Here is a 20,983-nt window from a genome sequence, read left to right on the forward strand (position 1 = left end):
ATGAGGGTCACACCATCCAAAGTTAAAAAATTCCTAGAGAAACCTGATGCTTTAAGTGGTGTGTTAATTCATGGAAGTGATAACAGTAGGGTTGGTTTTTATGTACAAGAAATAATTGCTAATTTGGATGAGTATTCAGTTCAGGTGATGGATTTTGCAATAGTGAATAAGTCACCCGGTTTACTGTTTTCTGAATTGGCAAACATTTCGATGTTTACCAGCAAAAAATTAATTAAGCTGATAAATGTGAGTGGAGGTATATCCAAAGAGTTAAAAAACGTATTGGATTATAACGCAAGTGGTCACTATGTAATGATGGTAGCAAGTGATCTTTCATATAATTCTGCGACTAAAAGTTATATGGAGAGTTCAAAAATTTTTGGTGTAATTGCTTGCTATAAAGACAGCAACAGCAATCTTTGTGACATTATATCAAGTTACTTAAAACAAAATGATATAAAATGCACAAATGAGATAATCTACCATTTGCAATCTTACTTTAACCATAGAAAGCTGCCTATATGTTCAGAACTTGAGAAGTTAGTTTTGTATCTAGGAGAGAGAAAAGACCTAAAACTTACTGATATAGAATTATGCTTTTCAACTTCTGGTAACGACTATGCTACACTTGATGATCTATGCTCTGCCATAGCAAGTAAAGATATATCGCGCTTCATTAGAATTTCTGATGCATTGATATCGCAAGAAAATTTTTCACCGATAGCGCTAATTCGCATTATATCAAATTATTTCCTACGCCTTGAAAACGTTTTGCTGTCAGTGCAAGGTGGAATGAGTGAGCAGGCTGCGATTGATCAGCTAAGCCCTCCATTGTTTTTTAAACAATTGCAGAGCTTTAAATCTCATTTGAAAAGTTTGCAACTTTCAGAACTTAAGAAGATCTTGGGAAAATTGATAAGCTTAGAAGTTACTTGTAAAAAAACTGATTTAGATCATAAAATGATTTTTCAACATGAGATTTGTCATATTACAAATACAATTACTTGCTATAGCTAACAAAGATAAGGTGTAATCAGACTGCATTCTGTGGTTTTTAGCAAAACACGATCTTTCATTTGAGCTTTCTTCAATTTAAAGTAAATACAGAAAATTGCTGCCTATAGCTAAACTGACTTAGATTTACCGACAATTTGAAAAACCGTTATTCCGCTACGTGTTAGCGGGATCTATGCTAAGAGATACCGTGACGGTATGACGGTTCGCGGCAGTTGTAAGTTAAAAATATATGACGCGTTAGCTATAGCTATCTTCAAAAATATGATTGAATAATTATTAATAATAGTGTATAATTATTAATAATTTTAAGCACTTTTGCTATGGCTCTTTCAAAATTTCTCGATCCTCGCAATGATTTGTGTTTCAAAAAAATCTTTGGAACGGAAAAAAATAAGAATATCCTGATCCACTTTTTGAACGATATTTTAGGGTTTACTGAGATAAATGCAATACAAGAAGTTGAGTTTCTTAGCACTATTATGGATCCCGAAGTTGCCTCTGATAAACAAAGTATTGTTGATGTTCTCTGCAAGGATTCTCACGGAAATAGATATATAGCAGAAATGCAGCTCGCTAGAGACAAGGGCTTTGAGAAACGTGCCCAACTGTATGCTGCTAAGGCTTATTCAAGACAATTAGATAAATCTGGCAACTACATTGATTTAAAGAAAGTCTTCTTTATTGCTATATCAAATTGTAGCTTACTTCCTGAAGAAGTTGGTTATATCTCTACTCATAATATACGTGATATAAAAACCAACGGCCATTACTTAAAAGATTTTCAATTTATCTTTATAGAATTGCCCAAATTTTCAAAAAGTAAAGTAGAGCAGTTAGAAAGTATAGTAGAAAGGTGGTGTTTCTTTTTTAAATACGCAGAAGAAACAACAGAAGAGGACTTAAAAGAGATAGCAGAAAAAGCACCAATAATAAAGCTAGCATATGATGAGTTAGATAAGTTTCGTTGGAACGAAAAAGATTTAGTAGCTTACGAAGAAAGGATAATGGATCTACGGAAAGAAGAAGCCATTCTTGAATACAGACTTGATCTTGCTACTGAAAAAGGCAAAAAAATTGGTAAAGAGGAAGGAAAAACTGAAGGGAAAATTGAAGTCGTAAAAGCAATGCTGGCTAATAATGTTGATGTCAACACTATTGTCAAGTTTACTGGCCTTTCTATTAGTGAGATTGAAGAATTAAGTGGAAATCTGTGAACGGTTACACTTGAAAAACCTTTGTGGCATAATTTAAGTGGGCAGCGTAGTCTACGATTACCGCATAATTTACTATATAGATATTCCAGAACATACAGACTTCAATTGAACACAGAAAAGATTCTTATCAAAGTTAATTACCCTTATTATCAATAACTATTAGCTACAGACCAGTTCTTGTTAAGTTACAGTAAAGAAATGAGTCATATATAGCTAAACTGACTTAGATTTACCGACAATTTGAAAAACCGTCATTCCGCTACTAGTTAGCGCCGCTGCGGTATGACGTGTTGCTTGGGTCAGCTATAGCTAAAGTAACTTAGGTTCACCGACAATCGTCATTCCGCTACTAATTAGCGCCGCGACGGCATGACGTGTTGCTTGGGTCAGCTATAGAATATAGATCAGAAGTGACAGAGCTTAAAAAAAGGCATAACATTCTTAATAAACGTAAAAAGCTTTATGAAAATCAGAGTTGGAGTAATAGGCTGCTTAGGCAGAATGGGCAAGAAAATACTCAATGAATTAATTACAAATGCCGAAGTGGAAATAGCAGGTGCTGTTGCCCGTTCAGGCAGTAAGTACATAGATTCAGATATTGGACCAATTATAGGCTGCGGTTCCAATCTAGGAATTAAAGTTACAAGTTCTATTAGTGGCATATTTGAGTCATCTGACGTTGTAATAGATTTTACAACTAAAGAGTGTATGTTAGACTGCCTTAAAGCAGCTGTAAAATTTAAAACACCGCTGGTTAGTGGCACAACTGGAATAGAAGGTGTCGATTTGAAAGAATATGCTGCTGAAGTTCCAATATTATGGTCAGCAAATATGAGTGTTGGGGTTAATGTATTGCTGAAATTGGTAAAAAAAGCTGCTGAGCTTTTAGGTAATGAATATGACGTTGAAATTTGGGAAATGCATCACAACTTAAAAAAGGACTCACCATCTGGAACAGCTATGGAACTTGGCAAAACAATTGCTAACGCTTCAAAAGTGGATTTTCAGTCCAATCAATATCTACATAGCGGTTCAAACATAAGAAAAAAGGGGGGAATAGGTTTTGCAGTATCTCGTGGAGGTGGAGTAATAGGAGATCACAGTGTGATGTTTGTTAATTCTGATGAACAGATAGAACTAAACCACAAAGCAATTGATCGCACAACGTTTGCTAGAGGAGCTGTTCAAGCAGCAGTATGGCTATACGAAAATAAAAGAGAAATTCCGGGGCTCTATTCAATGCAGGACGTTATATGAGCGATATACACGCTTCCGTTAACAATCTAAATCTTTGGTATGGCTCTAAACAAGTTTTATTCGATATAAATTTGAATATTTATAAAAGAAAAGTTACTACTTTTATCGGACCATCTGGGTGCGGTAAATCAACATTTTTGCGTTGTTTTAATCGTATGAATGACTATGTACCTGGATGCAAAACTGTTGGTGAATTAGATATCGATGGGCTGGGTGATATATATTCACGCGATATGGATGTTGTGCTACTCAGAGCAAAAGTTGGCATGGTATTTCAAAAGCCAAATCCTTTTCCAAAATCAATATATGACAATGTTGCTTATGGGCCAAAACTGCATGGTATGGTGAAGGATAAGCAAAAATTGAATGAGATGGTGGAAAATAGTTTAACTAAAGTTGGCTTATGGGAAGAATTAAAAGACAGATTGCAAGATAGCGCACTCAATTTATCTGGTGGCCAACAACAGAGGCTATGCATCGCTCGCGCAATTGCAGTGAAGCCAACTATTTTATTAATGGATGAACCGTGCTCTGCTCTTGATCCAATGGCAACCAATGCAATTGAAAATCTTATACAAGAGCTGAAATTAAGATTTACCATAATTATGGTAACTCATTCAATGAAACAAGCTAAAAAGTTATCTGATAGTGTAATTTTCTTTCATAATGGCAAGATCGTTGAATCTGGAAGCACTCAAGAAATATTCGAAAATGCTCAATCTCCCTTAACAAAGGAGTATATCCTGGATCATTAAATTTCTGTCATCAAAGTAGCTTGACTACTTTAAAAAATGTACCCGTATGCCGTATCTGTCGTTCAGCATGGTATAGCTAAACTGACTTAGATTTACCGACAATCGTCATCCCGCTGCTTGTTAGCGGGATCTATAGCTAAAGTGGCTTAGGTTTACCTACAATTTGAAAAACAACAAATTCGTCATTCCGCTACTAGTTAGCGGATGAGATACCGCGGCGGTATGACGTAGGGAAACCTGACTTGCACTAGCTATAGATCTAAAGTGAAACTTGAGTGAGAAATATTTAAGTAATAATTTTCCGCCACAAACAATACTTTCTTTGTTTGCTAGTGCAATAGAAGTCTAATCTACTTTCAATTCCCCAGTATGTAAACTGCGCGGTAAGGACTCTAATTCCTTTGCAGCACTTAAACTTTTATTTTTTGCATGTATACCAAGCTTATTGAATTCTCGAGCAGCAGGAAACACTCTTGCTTCAAGCGAACCAGCGGTTTTATTGTAATGATCGACAGCGCTTTTTAAGCTCCTGCGCAAATTATCAAAGTTTTCACCCATTGTGCAAATGCGCTCATATAAAATATGACCTAGTTCACTGATTTTCTTTGCGTTTTCAGCTATCATCTCCTGCTTCCATCCATACGCTATTGCTCTCAGCAACGCAATTAGAGTGATCGGTGTTGCAATGATCACTTTTTTTTCCACTCCAATCTCTATCAAAGCGGGCTCATATTCCAGTGCTGCGCTAAAAACCCCCTCCCCTGTTAAGAAAAGTACCACAAGTTCTGGCGTATTTTCAAATTGATTCCAATACTCTTTTTTACCCAAGTCATTTATGTGTTTTTTTATTGCCAGGGAATGGTTCTTTAATTTCTCCTTTTGTATTTGCAAATCATTTTGTGATATAGCATCCATGTAAGAATCAAGCGGCACTTTAGCATCTATTATTATTTGCTTTCCAGATGGCATTTTGATTATTAAATCAGGACGCAATAAATTATCCTCGTTTTTATCAATCACTGACGGCTGAGTAAAAAAATCGCAATACTCAATCATTCCTGCCATTTCTACCACTCTTTTGAGTTGCATTTCACCCCATTTGCCCCTAATGTGAGGTTTCCTCAGGGCATTAGCAAGGTTGGAAGTTTGGTTCATCAGCGCTCCAATTTGCTCCTTTAAACCTTCATAGGCCCCTACCCTCTCCTTTTCTAGCTCACGTATTTCATTATCGAATTTTTCTAATTTTTCTTTTATTGGAGTTACAACTTCGTTGATCGTTGCTTGTCTTTTTTTGAAATCGCTTTCCGTTTCTTTTAATTTACTATCGATTACTTCCTTTGCTAAGTTCAGAAAATTATTGTTATTTGTTTGCAAAGCATCAAGAGAGAGCGCTTTAAAAGTGTTTGTTAATCTCTCCTCTGCTTTTGTTAGTAATTCTATTTCCTTTTTCTTTTCCTCACGTTCTTTTTGCAAAGTTACTTCAAGTTCTGCTCTTTTGACCCTTAAATCAACTATTTCTTCATTCTTCGTAAGCAAACTTTGCTTTGTTTCTTGAAGTTCTTGCTCTAATTTACATAAATTACCCTCAAGGTTTGCTTTCTTTTCGCTCAGTTTTTTTACGATAATGTAGAAAAATAGTAATAGAGAGACAACCAGAGCTATAGAATTGAAAAGCATCAGAATAAAAAAACTGCGTTTACAATTCTATATGATTTTTGTGTATATAAGAAAGAAAAAAAGGAGCACCTCTTGAGGTGCTCTTTTTGAAGATTTAGCTATTACAGTAACTGTTAGATGCTATTTCTACGACCAATACAAGCAGTTCGTGGTTGCACTTCTGACTCAGTAGTTTCTGAATTTGGTAACCAAGGTTGATTTTCTTCTGCATCAAAAAACTCCTCTTCTAAAGCAGCAGGTGAGTTTGCTCCCTCTGGAATAACAATATCATTAATAGCAGTACCATTAACTTGAGATTTACTTGGTACTTGACTTCTCGGTTGACTAGTTCCACCTGCTTGATTTGTCTTGTTACCAGACTTCCACCCTGATGAAATTTTTCTTGCAATCCATGAAATCCCTGTGTGATCAGCAATCCACTTAAAAAACTTTTTTATGTTTTTCCACATATTTTACTCCTTAAATTAATAATAAATTAACTGAATTATTTCATAAATAGTATAACATGTCAACTATTTTTTACTTTAAAGAGAAAATAGACTTCTCACATTATATAGCTAACCCAAGAAAGGTTTTCCTACGTCATACCGCGATTTATTCGCGGTATCTCAGCATAGATTCCGCTAACAAGTAGCGGAATGACGAATTTTTGTTTTTCAAACTGTCGGTAAATCTAAGTCAGTTTAGCTATATGTGTCAAGCACTGGAATGACATCGTCGTAACATTATACCGTATTACAATGTTCGTACAGTAAGCCATAGGATGGAGCTATACAAAAAGAAGTAAAACGGCTATAAAGATGATGCTGCGGAAGTTTTTAGTACTTGCTCGCAACTTTCAACAATTTAATAGCACTGGTGTTTACAACCTCTCCGCCGACACGCTTAGTGACAAAAAACCTCACATAAGGTTTATTCGTATAAGGGTCTCTTAATATTCTCATTCCTCTGTTATCTACAATCTTATAAGCTTGTTTGAAATCTGCCATCGCAATTACTGGTAGCTGAATGTTTGATGCAGGTGGCATATCGGCAGACTGGTATACTGGCACTCCCATTAAGGTATCTGGAGCTTCAAGCGACAAACTTGGTTGCCAAAGATATTGACCTGTTTGAGCTTTTAGTAGCCTAACATTCTTCAACGTACTCCTGTTCATCAAAAATGATGCGTTTTTGGAATAATATTCGTCCAGAGAGTAATACAACACCATTATTGAATCGCTATCCAATTTTTCAGTTTTAACTTGCTCTATTTTATTATAACTGTTTCCATTTTCATAAGCTAAAATCCCTTTTGGTTGAAAAGTGCCCTCACCCTTAATGAAGGCTTCGCTTTCTTCCTTGCTAAAAGTCTCGGCAATCTTTTCCACCAGCCAACTCTCAACATCGACAAACGCATCATCGAGTAACTTTTGTGATATCTGTGGTTGAGCATATAATTCGTAAGTTGTTATGGAAATTTTTTGGATTTTAGGTGTGTCCGTATCTTTTGCAAAATCATACTTAGATTTATTACCACCGTCCTCATCATCTACTGTTTCACTACTCCAACCTGCACCGGCACGGTCAAAATCTTCTATAATGTAATCCAATGTTTCAGTAGAGATTCTTTGACTGGAGCATATTTGTCGCATTGGGGACGAATCAGTTACGCGCTTGTTTATGCGTTTTACAATATGCGGAGTAACTAGATACCCTCCGATATCATTATCATCTCCACTGAGGGTTTTGTGTGATAAACCGCTTTCCATTCCCTTGCGGATATAATCAGAAAAATATTTATCGCTTGTGCTAAAATCTGTATTTACTTCTGGACGTTGAGCTGCAGTTTCGATCAAGTCTAAACGCTCTTTGCAACTATCAATGGTATTATTTACCTTGCATAGCTGCTCAATTATTGCAGAATCAGCACGCCCTTTGCTTTCAATTTCTTTTAGTTTGCGATCATTTATTAATTTAAATTGCTCCCATGATGAAGCGAGTTCATTGATACGGTGAGCGATATCGGTAAGTGACATAATAGCCTCCTTTGAAAATGAAAATATAGTTAAAAATTTCCTCAGTGTTGCGCTACCTCGGGTGCAGTTTGTGCCTACTCTTTCTTTAGAATTTAAAGGAAAAATCTCATCATTCCGCCACTTGTTAGCGGAATCTATGCCGAGATACCGTGGCGGTATGACGTGTTAGCTATAGCTGAGATACCGTGGCGGTATGACATAACGACAAATTCGTCATTCCGCTACTTGTTAGCGGAATCTATGCCGAGATACCGCGGCGGTATGACGTGTTAGCTATAGCTGAGATACCGTGGCGGTATGACGTACTAGCTATAGAAAATGCTCATTGGAATGGTAAAAACCTCGAAAACAATGTGGCACTACTAAATAGTACCACGCTAGATATTATAAACTTAATTTAATAATTAAATTAAGCAAGGTAAAATGAAAGATAATAACACTATATGACGTTCGTTTTTTTGTGTCAAGCACTTTTTTTATCTGCTTCAATTAGATAAGGGATTTCAATATTAATTCTGCACTACTTGCAGTTTTTGTAATGGGTCTGCCAATGACGATATAATCAGCTCCTGAATTTATTGCTTCTCTTGGTGTTGCTGTTCTTTTTTGGTCGTCATGACCTGGATCTATACGAATTCCTGGAGTAATAATTTTAAAGTCTTCACCGCATTCTCGGCGCACTTCTTGAGCTTCCAATGCAGAACAGACTATTCCATAGAGTCCAATCTTTTTTGCAAGCTTTGCAAGCAAAATTACCTGTGATTTTGCCTCTCTTGCTACTCCAAGCTCGTTTAAATCCTCATTGCTCATACTAGTTAGCACCGTTACTCCAATCAGCTTTATTTTTGTGCCTTGCACTACACTTAGCGCTTCTTCAAGCATTTTTGTTCCACCGCTGATGTGCAGAGTTAACATTTCAACGTTCAGAACTTTTATTACTTCAACTGTTTTAGCTACAGTGTTTGGAATGTCATGCAATTTCAGATCTAAAAAAATTGGTACATTGCATTTTGCAACTTCTTGCACTCCAGAGAGACCATGAGCAGCAAAAAATTCTAATCCCAGCTTTACCATGCCAACTTTACCACATAGAGCATTAGCTAGAGAAATAGCCTCATTTAAGTCTTGTGTATCCAGTGCGCATATTATTGGGTTCATTATATACCTCCTTGTACAATTTTTTTTATAATAAGACTAATCATCGCACTTTACAAGTTCTACATTCCGGAATTGACTGCGTCTACAACGTTCTGCCCATGGTGAAATTGGCAACTTGGTCGGAGTGGATAAACAGCTGTTAGGTAATCCATATCCAGAATCTCCCTCGGATTCATATTCAGGATCTCCTGCATGTAAAGGAACAGATGTTTCGTTTGGCGATGATGCATATACAAGATCTTCCAGCAAAGAAGCAGGCGTTTCGTCTGACAAAAGTCGTGCAATTTCTTTTTGTAACGCAAACTTTAATATTTGAGTCGTGTTTAATATTGCTTTTTCATCATTATCTCCTGTTGGTCCTTCTATTTGGTCTGTTATACAGCTTATCAACAGTTGCATAAAATCTACTTGTTCTTTCTTCTCTTTCAAAAAACCTTCTTCAAGTTGTTCTATTTGAGTAGCTTGCTCCCGAAGTGAATCTTGTAACTCTTTTACCTCATTGTTACAATCTTTTCTTATTCCGTCTAACTCAGAAGATTGATTTTCAATTAAACCATTTGCTTCATCTAACTCTTTAAATCTCTTTTTTAATTCTTGAGATAAGTTTTTATTTTTCTGATTAATTTCTTTAAATCTACATTGTAACTCATCTAATTCTACATAAAGTTCTTCTTGTCTTTTATATAATTCTTCTTTTTTATTATATAATGTATGTTTTTCTTTACATAATTTTTCTGTTTTCTTACATAATTCCTCTTTTTCTTTAGATAATTTTTCTATTTCTTTATGAAATTCTTCATTTTTTAACTCTACATGTTTATTATTGTCTATTTTCCTTTTCAATTCCGTTATGCGTTCTTCTTTTTTAGCTATATCATTTTCTTTTTCTTGTAACTGTTCACATAAACGCGAGATTTTACAAAGTAATTCTTCTTCTTGCTCACCAAGCTCATCTTTTTCCTTCATTATTTTTTCTAATTTGCCTGTTATTTCAAATACACGGTTTATTTTAGCTTCTAATTTTTGCTCTAAAGATTCTTTTTCTTTAAGAAGAGATTCTCTCTCAACTTCTAACTCATTTACTTTCTGATTCAATTTTTTTGCTCTCTTGTCTAAATTTTGCTTTTCTCGAGTTAATTCACGTGATTGATTCTTTAATTTTTCCACTTCTTTGTTTGCAGCTTCTTTTGCCAGAGTTATTTTATTTTCTAACTCTTGCTCTTTTTGAGCGAATTTATTTCTCTCAATCTCTATTTTCTTATTATTACGAATTATTTTATATAAAAGTGCAAGCACCAAAATAGATAATGCAGCTAAAGCAAGAATTAGAGGAAGAGGCACATTAGAAGTTACAATAAGCGCTAAAGATGTAAGTAACGTCAAGGAACTAGCTATAAAATAAAATGTGTTAGCTTTGTTAAACAAATTGCTCATTACCCCTCCTCCATACACAAAGCAGTCTTGTATATATTTGTTAAGATTCTCTTATCTGTGGAGGTTCCTGCACTTACATCTTTAAGGTGTGATAGGAATTATTTGTTGTATCTTTAAAAGGCGATGAATGAGGGCTGTTTATATTTGTATCAAGACTTTCGTGATTTAGTTGCTCTGAATTTTCTTTATTCTCATCCTCATCTTCCTTTTTAGGAGATAGAGATTTTCTAAGATATCTTCTTGGTATGGATGTGTGAGGAGAAAGTGGTTTCGGGAAAGTTAGTCCATTAGCGAGCTTATTTTCACCTGTTCCTTTAAATTCTGATGAATGTTCACTACTTATATCTAGTTGATTATTTATACCTAACTTTTCATATATAGGTTGCATAAATTCATCAACTGCTTCTTGTATACGGTCTGTATCTTGCATGTCTTGTTCTTCTAAATTAAAAAGTCCTTGCTCTACTCTTTCTTTCACTACACTGAGTACAGTAAATACTGTTTTCGTTACATATTCTCTCTTTTTTTCTTCAAATTTATTTACATTTTTCTTGTAATCATCCTTAACGTTTATTGATTGATTAACAAGTTCTTCCTCGTCTGCTTTTAAAGATAATAATGCCTCTTCCAGCTCCTCAATTTTAGATAAGTGCTTTTTCTCCTTTGTACTTAATTTGTCAACTTCATTTTTAAAACGAGTGTGCTCTTGACGCTCATAACTAACTTCACCTTCTAATCTTTTCTTTTCCCTTTCCAACTGGTATAACTTCTTCTCTAATTCTTTTATGTCGTTACTTAATTCTTTTTCTCTTTTCTTTAATTCCTCCTTCAGAGAGGAAGCTTCATCACTTTTTATTCTTAACTGCACTACTAATTCTTCTACTTTTTTTCTTAATTCTGTTTCTAATTGTATCTTTTCTTTTTCTAACATAGTTAATTGATGATTTAGAGAAGAAACCTTCTCTTTTAATTTACAAGGTAAGTCATTGTATTCATGTTCTAAGTTGCTCAGTTTGTTCTTCATCTCACATAATTCACCTTGTAAATTACCTTTTTTTTCATTTAGTTTCGTATTTTCATCACGTAACTCTTTAGTAAAATCAAGAGAATTTTTCTTTTCACATTCTAACTGACTTACTTTCTTATTCAATTTTTTTATTCTCTCATCTAAACCTTACTTTTCTCGAGTTAATCTATTTAGTTGATTATTCAATTCCTCCACTTCTTTGCTTGCAGCTTCTTTAGCTTCTTTTCCTAAAGTTATTTTATTTTCTAACTCTTGTACCTTGCTCTCAAATTATTGTTTTACGTTAGCCAGCTTTTGCTCTTTTTCAGCAAATTTATTTTTCTCAACCTCTATTTTCTTAATCATTTTACATGAAAGTGCAAGCACCAAAACAGAAAGTATAGACAAACTCAAGGCAACAGGAAGAGCTACATTAAAGGCTGCAACTGAAGACAAGAACTCAACATAAGGAGCAACAGCAAGTGTCCCAGATGCAAGCAATGCTAAAGTAGCAAAAGCACCAGCTATAAGATATGGTGCATTGGTTTTACTATACAAATCCCTCATCCTCACAACTAATAATGATTATAATAGCATGGATATCAAAGGAAGTAAAGCTATAAAAATCAGTATAAGTCTATATCCACTATGTATTTCCCGTCTTCAGTTTCAAGCTCAGACTGCATCCACTCTATCGTTTCCGCATTGCACACTGCTTGCAAATCATCCTGTGCAGATTGATCCAACTTATCCTCTTGTACGCTCGCTTTTATCATCAACTTTTTTATCAGATGCTTAACTGATACATTATTATCTGCCTTTATCTTTCTGATAATGTTTAATATCTGAATAACATTATCTCCCATTTCCTCTGAATATTTATCGTAGATAAGCTCTTCTTTGCTCGGCCAATTACTTTGATTGTGTACAGAATTATAACTATACAACTGGTGGTATATCTCTTCTGTAATGTAAGGCAAGAAAGGTGCAAATAACCGCAAAATAATATTCAGTACATACGCCAAGCTTTGTTTTGCACTTAAACTGCTTCCGTACGCACGTTTTTTTACTAATTCCAAGTAGTTATCACAAAAATCTTTCCAAAAAAATTCCTCTACTGCGCCCAAAGCTTCGCAGTATTCAAACTGTAATAGGTTATTCGTTGCTCTTTCTATAACTTTGTATAACTTAGACAATATCCACTTATCCATTGTCTCGTGAGCAGAATTTATGCTCATCACTTGATGCTTTTCCATGAACATGGAAACAAACTTGCTAGCGTTCCAAAGTTTTGTAACTAGGCGCTTGCCAATTTTGAATATATTTTCAGAGTAGACTGTATCAACTCCAAGCCTTGAGTTCGCTGCCCAATAGCGCACTACATCAGCTCCATAAGTTTCAAGTATTACATGAGGAGTGATGATGTTACCTTTTGATTTACTCATCTTTTTCTTATCATCGGCTAAACACCAACCGCTGATCATAATGTTTTTCCAAGGTAAAGAATCTGCATGATAATGTGCCTTTAAAATAGTATAAAAAGCCCAAGTTCTTATTATCTCATGGCTCTGGCTGCGCAGATCTGCAGGAAATATCGTATTATAGCGATGATTTGGTAAACTAAACTCACTGTTTACTGCCAGTGCACTCAGTTGAGGAGTAATTGAACTTGTGGCCCAGGTATCCATTACATCTTGATCTGGGATAACCTCTTCTTTGCTATACCCTTTTGGCAAATCTTTGAGTGGATCTATAGGTAGGGCCTTTATTTCAGCTAGAATAATTTTACCTTCTTCTCCCTTACGTTTGGAATACCACGCTGGAAATGGCACACCAAAATAGCGCTGTCTTGAGATGCACCAGTCCCAATTTAGTCCTTCTATCCACACTTCCATACGTTTACGCATAGTAGCTGGATGCCAATTGCATTCTTTTACTTTATCTAATACTTGAGCTTTTTGCTCTAAAGTCTTGATAAACCATTGATAAGTAGGCAATATCTCAAGTGGTGCACCAGACCTTTCTGCGCATTTGACAGAATGAGAAATGCTAGTGCTTTCTATCAAAAGTCCTTTTCCACTCAAGATTTCAATCATCCTCTTTCTTGCTGCTGTAACTTTCAATCCATTGATTTCATTGTAGATTCCAGCGTCACGCGCTGGAATGACGCCGGGGTGTGGTGGAATGACATCTTCTTTTGTCATCTGAGTAGCCCTTTCTCCTGTCATCCCAGTAGCCCCTATGGTGTCATCCCAGTGCCCAGACACTGGGATCCATTCTTCTTTTTTCTGACCATACGCGGACATGATATCTTCCTCTGTCATCGCTGGCATTGGCTCTTTTTCCTGGATTCCAGTGTCAAGCACTGGAATGACATCATAAAGGCTTATTCTCCCATCCTGATCGATGATAATTTTCATCGGTAGATTATGCTTTTGCTGCCAATATATGTCGAGTTCATCACCAAACGTACAGCACATAACAAGCCCAGTGCCTTTATCTATTTTAACCTTATCATCTGCTATTATTGGAACTTTCTCCTCTGTTATTGGCACTACCGCTGTTTTTCCGATCAGATGAGTGTAGCGCGTATCCTCTGGATGACAAAAAACTGCAACGCATGCTGGAAGTAGTTCAGGTCGCGTAGTTGCAATATTGATCTGCTCATTTTCTTGAGTAGAGAAAACTATCGTGTTTAAGGATGACTCAAAAACTTTATCTTCTATTTCTGCTTGCGCAATCGCGGTTTTATCAACCGGGTCCCAAAGGATAGGCTGCATCTTTCTATATGCATATCCCTTATTATATAGATCAATAAACGACATCTGTGAAAGCGTCACAGTTTCCTTGCTGATCGTGTGGTATTCCAAACCCCAATCGTAACTAATTCCAACAGACTTAAATAGTTCCTTGAATTCTTGCTTTGATTTCTCAATAACCTCATGGCACATCTCTATAAATTTTTCTCTGCCAACTTCTTTTGCACGGGTTTTATAGGTTTGTTCAACCAATCTTTCAGTGGGAAGCCCATTATCATCAAACCCAATTGGATAAAACACATCTTTTCCCAGCATGCGCTGAAACCTTGCAATAAAGTCTGTATGGCAATAGCTGAATATATGGCCAATATGGAGTTTTCCCGATATTGTCGGTGGAGGCGTGTCTATAGTGAAAGTGTTATCCTTTTCACCATTCCATTTATAAACTTTACTGCCTTCCCATAATATGTTGCATTTGTCTTCAATTTCTTTAAAGCCGTATTTTTCTTTTAACATAAATATTTCTCAATTTTAAACCTTAAGCTAGCAACGTCATACCGCGATTCATTCGCGGTATAGATCTCGCTAACAAGTAGCGGGATGACGAGGTTATCGTCATACCACCACGAACCGTCATACCGCCGCGGTATCTCTAGATCCCGCTAACAAGCAGCGGGATGACGATTATCGGTAAACCTAAATTACTTTAGCTATAGCACAATTACGGCAATTTTACGCCAAAATTTTTTGTTTACGAACATAAATTTTCTATGCTATGATAAAATATTACTTGACCTTAGATTCTAAAGGTATTATGTAATGTTAAATTATAATTGAGGTGCGTTATGCTAAGCTTAAATAATGGTACAATACAGATTGTTGATGATAAAATAATGCTTGTTATAAAAAAAGGTGATTATGAAGAATTTAAAAAGTATAAAGACGTAGATAGGAGTGGTGCTATAATTGATGACAAGCTTTATGTGGGCTGTACGCTAGATGATCAACAACTATATATTACTGGTTCTTATCCTCAAGAAGAACTAGGAGATAATACAATCATGAATGTAAAATCCGTTGGGAAAAAGGGTGGCAAATATTCTAGTCGCCTAGAAGAAATGAAAAATCTGTTAGGCCTTAACGATAAGAAAGAGGAGGTTGTGGTAAAAGACCTATCTAAACATCCCATAACACAATTGTTAGAAGAGAAAAATGCTGAAATAACAGAATTGGAAGCTGCAAAGAAGAAAGCTGAGGAGGAATTGAGAACTAAAACACAAGAATTACAAACTCAATTGGACACAGCTAACAAGGGCAAAGAAGAATTACAAGAACAGCTAAACAACCGACCAAGTGCTGCTCAGTTACAAGAGAAAGAGGATAAGATAAAAGAATTAGAAGCTGAAAATACTGATGTTACAACGTTACAGACGGCAAATCAAGAATTAGAAGCTGCAAAGAAAGAAGCTGAGGAGAAACAGAAAGAATTACAAGGTCAATTGGAGAAAGCTAACAAGAGCAAAGAAGAATTAGAAGCTGCAAAGAAAGAAGCTGAGGAGAAATTGAAACAAGAATTAGAAAAGGAAAAGGAAGAATTGAAAGCTAAAACACAAGAATTACAAGCTAAATTAACTGGAGCTGAGAACAAACAGCAAGAATTACAAACTCAATTGGACACAGCTAACAAGGGCAAAGAAGAATTACAAGAACAGCTAAACAACCGACCAAGTGCTGCTCAGTTACAAGAGAAAGAGGATAAGATAAAAGAATTAGAAGCTGAAAATACTGATGTTACAACGTTACAGACGGCAAATCAAGAATTAGAAGCTGCAAAGAAAGAAGCTGAGGAGAAACAGAAAGAATTACAAGGTCAATTGGAGAAAGCTAACAAGAGCAAAGAAGAATTAGAAGCTGCAAAGAAAGAAGCTGAGGAGAAATTGAAACAAGAATTAGAAAAGGAAAAGGAAGAATTGAAAGCTAAAACACAAGAATTACAAGCTAAATTAACTGGAGCTGAGAACAAACAGCAAGAATTACAAACTCAATTGGACACAGCTAACAAGGGCAAAGAAGAATTACAAGAACAGCTAAACAACCGACCAAGTGCTGCTCAGTTACAAGAGAAAGAGGATAAGATAAAAGAATTAGAAGCTGAAAATACTGATGTTACAACGTTACAGACGGCAAATCAAGAATTAGAAGCTGCAAAGAAAGAAGCTGAGGAGAAATTGAAACAAGAATTAGAAAAGGAAAAGGAAGAATTGAAAGCTAAAACACAAGAATTACAAGCTAAATTAACTGGAGCTGAGAACAAACAGCAAGAATTACAAACTCAATTGGACACAGCTAACACGGAAAAAACAGACTTACAACAGCAACTAGCAAGTTCAACAGATGAACAGAAGAAAGTTAATGATGCAATTGATAGTTTATTTACTGAAGAGTTAAACGGAGGAATAAAAATTCTCATCGAATCAGAAGGTCAAGAGTTAGAAGGCAAAGTTAAGAGCTTATATGATGAAAAATTAAAGAACACAATAGAAGATATCATAAGCAATAATTTATCAGAAGTACAAGGTAAGGAGTCATTGCATAAAGAGTTACAGGGCAAAATAATATCTTTAATAGAGGGTAATAAAGATAAAAGTGTAGATGCAATTGTGGAGTCGATTAAGAAAGAGTTAAAGAACAGTATAATAAATGCAAGTAAGTCCAGTAAGGAAGTTGCGGACTTACAGCAACTGTTAAAAGAGAAAGAGAAGGAAATAAGTACACTAAAGGTTGGAGTTGCTCAGTTACAAGCTAAAGATGAGGAAATAACACAATTAAAAGCTCAAGTTCAGCAGTTGCAAGCTAAAAATGCTGAAGTTGTGGAGTTAAATAAACAATTAGAAGAGAGTAAAAGTCTTGTTGATAAATTACAGAAGGAAAAACAAACATTAGAAGATAAAAGCAAAACAACTGAGCAACCAAAACAAGGCAATGGAGCGAAGTACACCGCTACTGTTGGTGTTGGTCTTGCTGCTGGACTGATAGCATTTACTGCACTTGAACGTACAATTAGGTTAGATATGTTAGTAATGATTGGTATAGCAGTAGCATCTGCACTCGTAGCTGGTGGTATTACATATGCAGCATTACCTAGTACTCAAGTAGATGGGGCGAAAGCACAAGAAGTAGATGGGAATAATAAAGGGAAGTAACAAGGGTTGAGCCATACGCGTCAAGTAAAACACTTGACGCAAACTTCAATTTTTATATTCCTTCATTAGCATAATATAGTTTTGTGCCGACTGTGCAATATGTTTAATTTCTTCATTCGACATTTTTTTGAAGAATTTTGCTGGCCTACCAGCCCATATTTCACCACTTTTTATCACTTTTCCATGTGTCACTAGTGAGCCAGCAGCTACCATAGCTTCAGACTCCACAACTGCATGGTCCATCACGGTAGAGCCCATACCAATAAACGCTTTATCATGCACCGTGCATGCGTGCAACATACAAAAATGTCCCACTGTTACCATACTGCCAATAATTGTGTCACCACCTGGGTTTCTATCCACATGAATTACCGTTCCATCTTGAATATTTGTTCCATCACCTATTTTTATTGATCCAACGTCTCCTCTGATTACACAATTAAACCAGATGCTTGCATCTCTTCCTATTTCAACCTTGCCTATGATATGCGAACCACCTGCGATGAAAGCACTTTCGTCTATTTTTGGTTCATAATTTTTGTATTTTAAAATGTGATACATATTAAGCCCAAAGTTTTATGCATATGTTAATCAAAATAAGGTAAGCAGTAAATACATACTTAGATTTCAAGTTATTTGGGTGACAGATGTTCTTGACTTACGTGCTTTGTACTGCTAAGATTTTTATTTTCAGCCCTATCTATAATGTCAGTAGCGGTATTAAGTATATTTCAAATAATATTGGTTGTTGTGTTAGTAATTTTAGTGCTCTTGCAGCCACCTGGGAGTAGTTCATTAAGTGGTTTTAGTAATACACAACAAGGGGTCAATTCGATGATTCCGGTGAAATCTTCTGAAAACCCGCTCAGCAGAATAACGGCTATTGTTGCTGGATTGTTTATTATAAACACATTGCTATTGTCAGGATTATGTTCAAAAGACGTACATAAAAAATCGATCGTAGAAAAAATTATATTAGAAAAAAAGCAAGAAAGTGAATCTACTTCTGTTCCATTTGAAAATTAATGAAGGAAGCTAAATTTATCTTTGTCACAGGTGGAGTTGTATCGTCGCTTGGTAAAGGCTTAGTTTCTTCAAGCGTTGGTGCGCTTCTTCAAGCTCACGGTTTTAAGATCCGTATCAGAAAACTTGACCCGTATCTCAACATTGATCCTGGGACAATGAACCCAACTCAGCACGGAGAGGTGTTTGTTACCGAGGATGGTGCTGAAACTGATTTGGATCTTGGGCATTATGAGCGTTTTACTGGAATTAAAGCAACAAAAGATGACAATATAACAACTGGTAAGATATATCATGAGTTATTGAAGAAAGAGAGGCGTGGTGATTATCTGGGCAAAACTGTGCAAGTCATTCCTCATGTAACAGATTTAATCAAATCGTTCATTTTTAATGGTACGGAAGGTTTAGATTTTGTAATATGTGAAATAGGCGGAACTGTAGGTGACATTGAAAGCCAACCATTTTTGGAGGCTATACGCCAAGTTAACTACACATTAGGAAAACAAAGAGTTATCCTTATTCACTTAACTTTAATACCATATCTTACTGCAGCGCAAGAATTAAAGACAAAACCAACGCAGCATTCAGTTCGAGAGTTAAATTCCGCGGGGTTACAGCCAGATATTATATTATGCCGCAGTGAGAAAGAAATTTTCGATAATCAAAGAGAGAAAATAGCTAAGCTTTGCAATGTTTCTTTATCCAATGTGATACCTGCTCCTGATGTGAGTCATATATATGAGTTACCGGTGTTGTATAGCCAATGTGGGCTTGATACGCAAATTTTGGAGCACTTTCATTTAAGTGAGCCAAAACCAAGCTTGATTGAATGGGATCAAATAGTGCATTCCATAAGGCACCCAACACAGGAAGTTACTGTGTCTATAGTGGGAAAATACACCGAATGCCCTGATGCGTATAAATCACTAGTTGAAGCATTAAATCATGGTGCAATTAGTAATAAAGTCAAAGTAAGGATAAATTGGGTTAACTCAAGAGAAAAGGAAGAAAAACCTATAAATGAGAAGCTTATAGAAGAAAAATTACAGAATTCTCATGCAATCCTTGTCCCAGGGGGGTTTGGTGATGACGGAGTAGAGGGTAAAATATTAGCAATAAATTATGCCCGTACAAATAATATCCCATTTTTCGGAATTTGCCTTGGTATGCAGCTTGCAATTATTGAGTTTGCTCGTAATGTTGTTAAGCTTGAAGATGCACACTCTGAAGAATTTCATAACTGTAAACATCCAATCGTTAAGTTAGCTGGCGATCAAGATGACGATCTTGGTGGAACCATGAGACTTGGGGCATACAAATGTAATATAAATGCAAACTCTAAAATGATGGATGCATATAGTAACACTACTATTTCAGAAAGGCATAGGCATAGATACATAATCAATTCAGATTATAAAGATGATTTGGAAAAAAATGGGCTTCTATGCAGTGGCATATCAGAAGATGGAACGTGCATAGAGGCAGTGGAGTTAGAGAGTCATCCGTGGTTTATTGGTGTGCAGTTTCATCCAGAGTTTCAATCAAAGCCGTTTTCTCCTCATCCTCTTTTTATATCGTTTATTAAGGCAGCAGTTAATAAAATTTAAAAAAAGAAGATTAGCAAAGGAAAGTGTTCAAGTATCAATATATGGAGCTTGCCATAGAGCAAGCCAAACTTGCTCAGAAAAATGATGAGGTTCCCATAGGTGCCGTAATAGTTAGTGGAAGCAATGTCGTTTCTTCTGCACACAATATATCCAGCGATCCAACTGCACATGCAGAGATGTTAGCGATCAAGCAGGCATGTGAGTTGCTCTCAACTTCAACGCTTTATGATTCTGACATATACGTAACATTAGAACCATGTCCGATGTGTGCTCAAGCTATTTCCTTTGCCAGAATTAAACGATTGTACTTTGGAGCTTATAATCCAAAAGGTGGAGGAATTGAAAATGGTGCTAAGATATTTCAATTTTGCAGCCATATACCTGAAGTTTATGGTGGGATATTAGAAATAGAATGCTCTTTTTTGTTAAAGGATTTTTTTGAAAGACTGAGAGACATTTGACAAACCGTCATGCTACTTGTTTTCCGATACAAATTCGTCATCCCGCTACGTGTTAGCGGAATCTATGCTAGGAGATACCGTGACGGTATGACGCGGTTAAGTAATTCGTCATTCCAGCGCGTGACGCACAACTATACAAACATTGTCCCACCAGCAGGGTGTCATGCAAGTAGCTGACACTGCCCTCCTTTGTCATCCCAGTGCCCAGACACTGGGATGGCTTTGTTGCATCGCTAGCTATGATGGATTAAAGATAAAAAAGATGGAGAATATCAGTAGCTTATTATTCTGGTATTTATAACAAGAACGGTCAGTGAATACCTAAATTTGAGTAAAAGAAATTTCACTACCACTCACTAATCCGGCTAAAATTCAAGAATTTCAATGCTTTAGC

At 36.0% G+C, this 20,983-nt stretch carries 18 protein-coding genes; 9 read left to right on the top strand and 9 right to left on the bottom strand.

The features are described 5' to 3' along the window. The 4 genes from holA (at position 1) to pstB (ending at position 4,243) form a co-directional block, all read left to right on the top strand. Complete coding sequence (gene holA, locus OPR48_RS04250; RefSeq protein ID WP_265025546.1) at positions 1–1,017, top strand: DNA polymerase III subunit delta; 1,017 nt, start codon at positions 1–3, stop codon at positions 1,015–1,017. A gap of 320 nt (positions 1,018–1,337) precedes the next feature. Beyond that, complete coding sequence (locus OPR48_RS04255; RefSeq protein ID WP_265025547.1) at positions 1,338–2,231, top strand: Rpn family recombination-promoting nuclease/putative transposase; 894 nt, start codon at positions 1,338–1,340, stop codon at positions 2,229–2,231. A 462-nt stretch (positions 2,232–2,693) separates the two neighbouring features. After that, entirely contained in the window at positions 2,694–3,488 is a 795-nt protein-coding gene (gene dapB, locus OPR48_RS04260; RefSeq protein WP_265025548.1) for a 4-hydroxy-tetrahydrodipicolinate reductase, read from the top strand. Next, the gene (gene pstB / locus OPR48_RS04265; RefSeq protein ID WP_265025549.1) at positions 3,485–4,243 is read left to right on the top strand and encodes a phosphate ABC transporter ATP-binding protein PstB; all 759 of its coding nucleotides are present in this window, start codon (positions 3,485–3,487) and stop codon (positions 4,241–4,243) included. Before dapB ends, pstB begins: the two co-directional genes overlap by 4 nt. Positions 4,244–4,588: 345 nt before the next feature. On the opposite strand, the gene OPR48_RS04270 is transcribed toward pstB, so the two are convergent. The 8 genes from OPR48_RS04270 to OPR48_RS04305 form a co-directional block, all read right to left on the bottom strand. Further along, positions 4,589–5,920 carry a DNA recombination protein RmuC gene (locus tag OPR48_RS04270; RefSeq protein ID WP_265025550.1) on the bottom strand — a complete coding sequence of 444 codons (1,332 nt, stop codon included), beginning with the start codon at positions 5,918–5,920 and terminating at the stop codon, positions 4,589–4,591. Positions 5,921–6,033: 113 nt separating this feature from the next. Continuing rightward, positions 6,034–6,369: a hypothetical protein gene (locus OPR48_RS04275; protein ID WP_265025551.1), complete on the bottom strand. Its 336-nt coding sequence runs from the start codon at positions 6,367–6,369 to the stop codon at positions 6,034–6,036. A 369-nt stretch (positions 6,370–6,738) separates the two neighbouring features. Then, a complete protein-coding gene (locus tag OPR48_RS04280; RefSeq protein ID WP_265025552.1) occupies positions 6,739–7,938 on the bottom strand; it encodes a phage major capsid protein in 1,200 nt (399 codons plus the stop codon). Between the two features lie 489 nt (positions 7,939–8,427). Beyond that, positions 8,428–9,096: an orotidine-5'-phosphate decarboxylase gene (pyrF, locus tag OPR48_RS04285; RefSeq protein WP_265025553.1), complete on the bottom strand. Its 669-nt coding sequence runs from the start codon at positions 9,094–9,096 to the stop codon at positions 8,428–8,430. A 36-nt stretch (positions 9,097–9,132) separates the two neighbouring features. Next, entirely contained in the window at positions 9,133–10,530 is a 1,398-nt protein-coding gene (locus OPR48_RS04290; RefSeq protein WP_265025554.1) for a coiled-coil domain-containing protein, read from the bottom strand. Between the two features lie 73 nt (positions 10,531–10,603). Beyond that, positions 10,604–11,680, bottom strand: coding sequence for a hypothetical protein (locus OPR48_RS04295; RefSeq protein WP_265025555.1), 1,077 nt, complete (start codon positions 11,678–11,680; stop codon positions 10,604–10,606). 147 nt (positions 11,681–11,827) lie between these two features. Beyond that, positions 11,828–12,094, bottom strand: a complete 267-nt coding sequence (locus OPR48_RS04300) for a hypothetical protein (protein ID WP_265025556.1) — start codon at positions 12,092–12,094, stop codon at positions 11,828–11,830. Between the two features lie 68 nt (positions 12,095–12,162). Beyond that, entirely contained in the window at positions 12,163–14,811 is a 2,649-nt protein-coding gene (locus OPR48_RS04305) for a valine--tRNA ligase (protein ID WP_265025557.1), read from the bottom strand. Between the two features lie 329 nt (positions 14,812–15,140). Here OPR48_RS04305 and OPR48_RS04310 point away from each other — a divergent pair, with 329 nt between their 5' ends. Next, positions 15,141–17,498 carry a hypothetical protein gene (locus tag OPR48_RS04310; RefSeq protein WP_265025558.1) on the top strand — a complete coding sequence of 786 codons (2,358 nt, stop codon included), beginning with the start codon at positions 15,141–15,143 and terminating at the stop codon, positions 17,496–17,498. A gap of 45 nt (positions 17,499–17,543) precedes the next feature. Here the strand turns inward: OPR48_RS04310 and OPR48_RS04315 are convergent, their stop codons facing one another. Then, positions 17,544–18,059: a gamma carbonic anhydrase family protein gene (locus OPR48_RS04315; RefSeq protein WP_265025559.1), complete on the bottom strand. Its 516-nt coding sequence runs from the start codon at positions 18,057–18,059 to the stop codon at positions 17,544–17,546. 144 nt (positions 18,060–18,203) lie between these two features. Here OPR48_RS04315 and secG point away from each other — a divergent pair, with 144 nt between their 5' ends. From secG to OPR48_RS04335, 4 genes are all read left to right on the top strand, one after another. Further along, on the top strand, positions 18,204–18,524 hold the full coding sequence (gene secG, locus OPR48_RS04320) for a preprotein translocase subunit SecG (RefSeq protein ID WP_265025560.1): 321 nt from the start codon (positions 18,204–18,206) through the stop codon (positions 18,522–18,524). Continuing rightward, complete coding sequence (locus OPR48_RS04325) at positions 18,524–20,128, top strand: CTP synthase (RefSeq protein WP_265025561.1); 1,605 nt, start codon at positions 18,524–18,526, stop codon at positions 20,126–20,128. Before secG ends, OPR48_RS04325 begins: the two co-directional genes overlap by 1 nt. Before the next feature lie 41 nt (positions 20,129–20,169). After that, positions 20,170–20,589 carry a nucleoside deaminase gene (locus tag OPR48_RS04330; RefSeq protein WP_265025562.1) on the top strand — a complete coding sequence of 140 codons (420 nt, stop codon included), beginning with the start codon at positions 20,170–20,172 and terminating at the stop codon, positions 20,587–20,589. Positions 20,590–20,752: 163 nt separating this feature from the next. Continuing rightward, positions 20,753–20,890: a hypothetical protein gene (locus OPR48_RS04335; RefSeq protein WP_265025563.1), complete on the top strand. Its 138-nt coding sequence runs from the start codon at positions 20,753–20,755 to the stop codon at positions 20,888–20,890. Positions 20,891–20,983 lie beyond the last annotated feature (93 nt).

Origin of the sequence: Wolbachia endosymbiont (group A) of Bibio marci, assembly GCF_947251645.1 — a bacterium.
GTDB lineage: Bacteria > Pseudomonadota > Alphaproteobacteria > Rickettsiales > Anaplasmataceae > Wolbachia.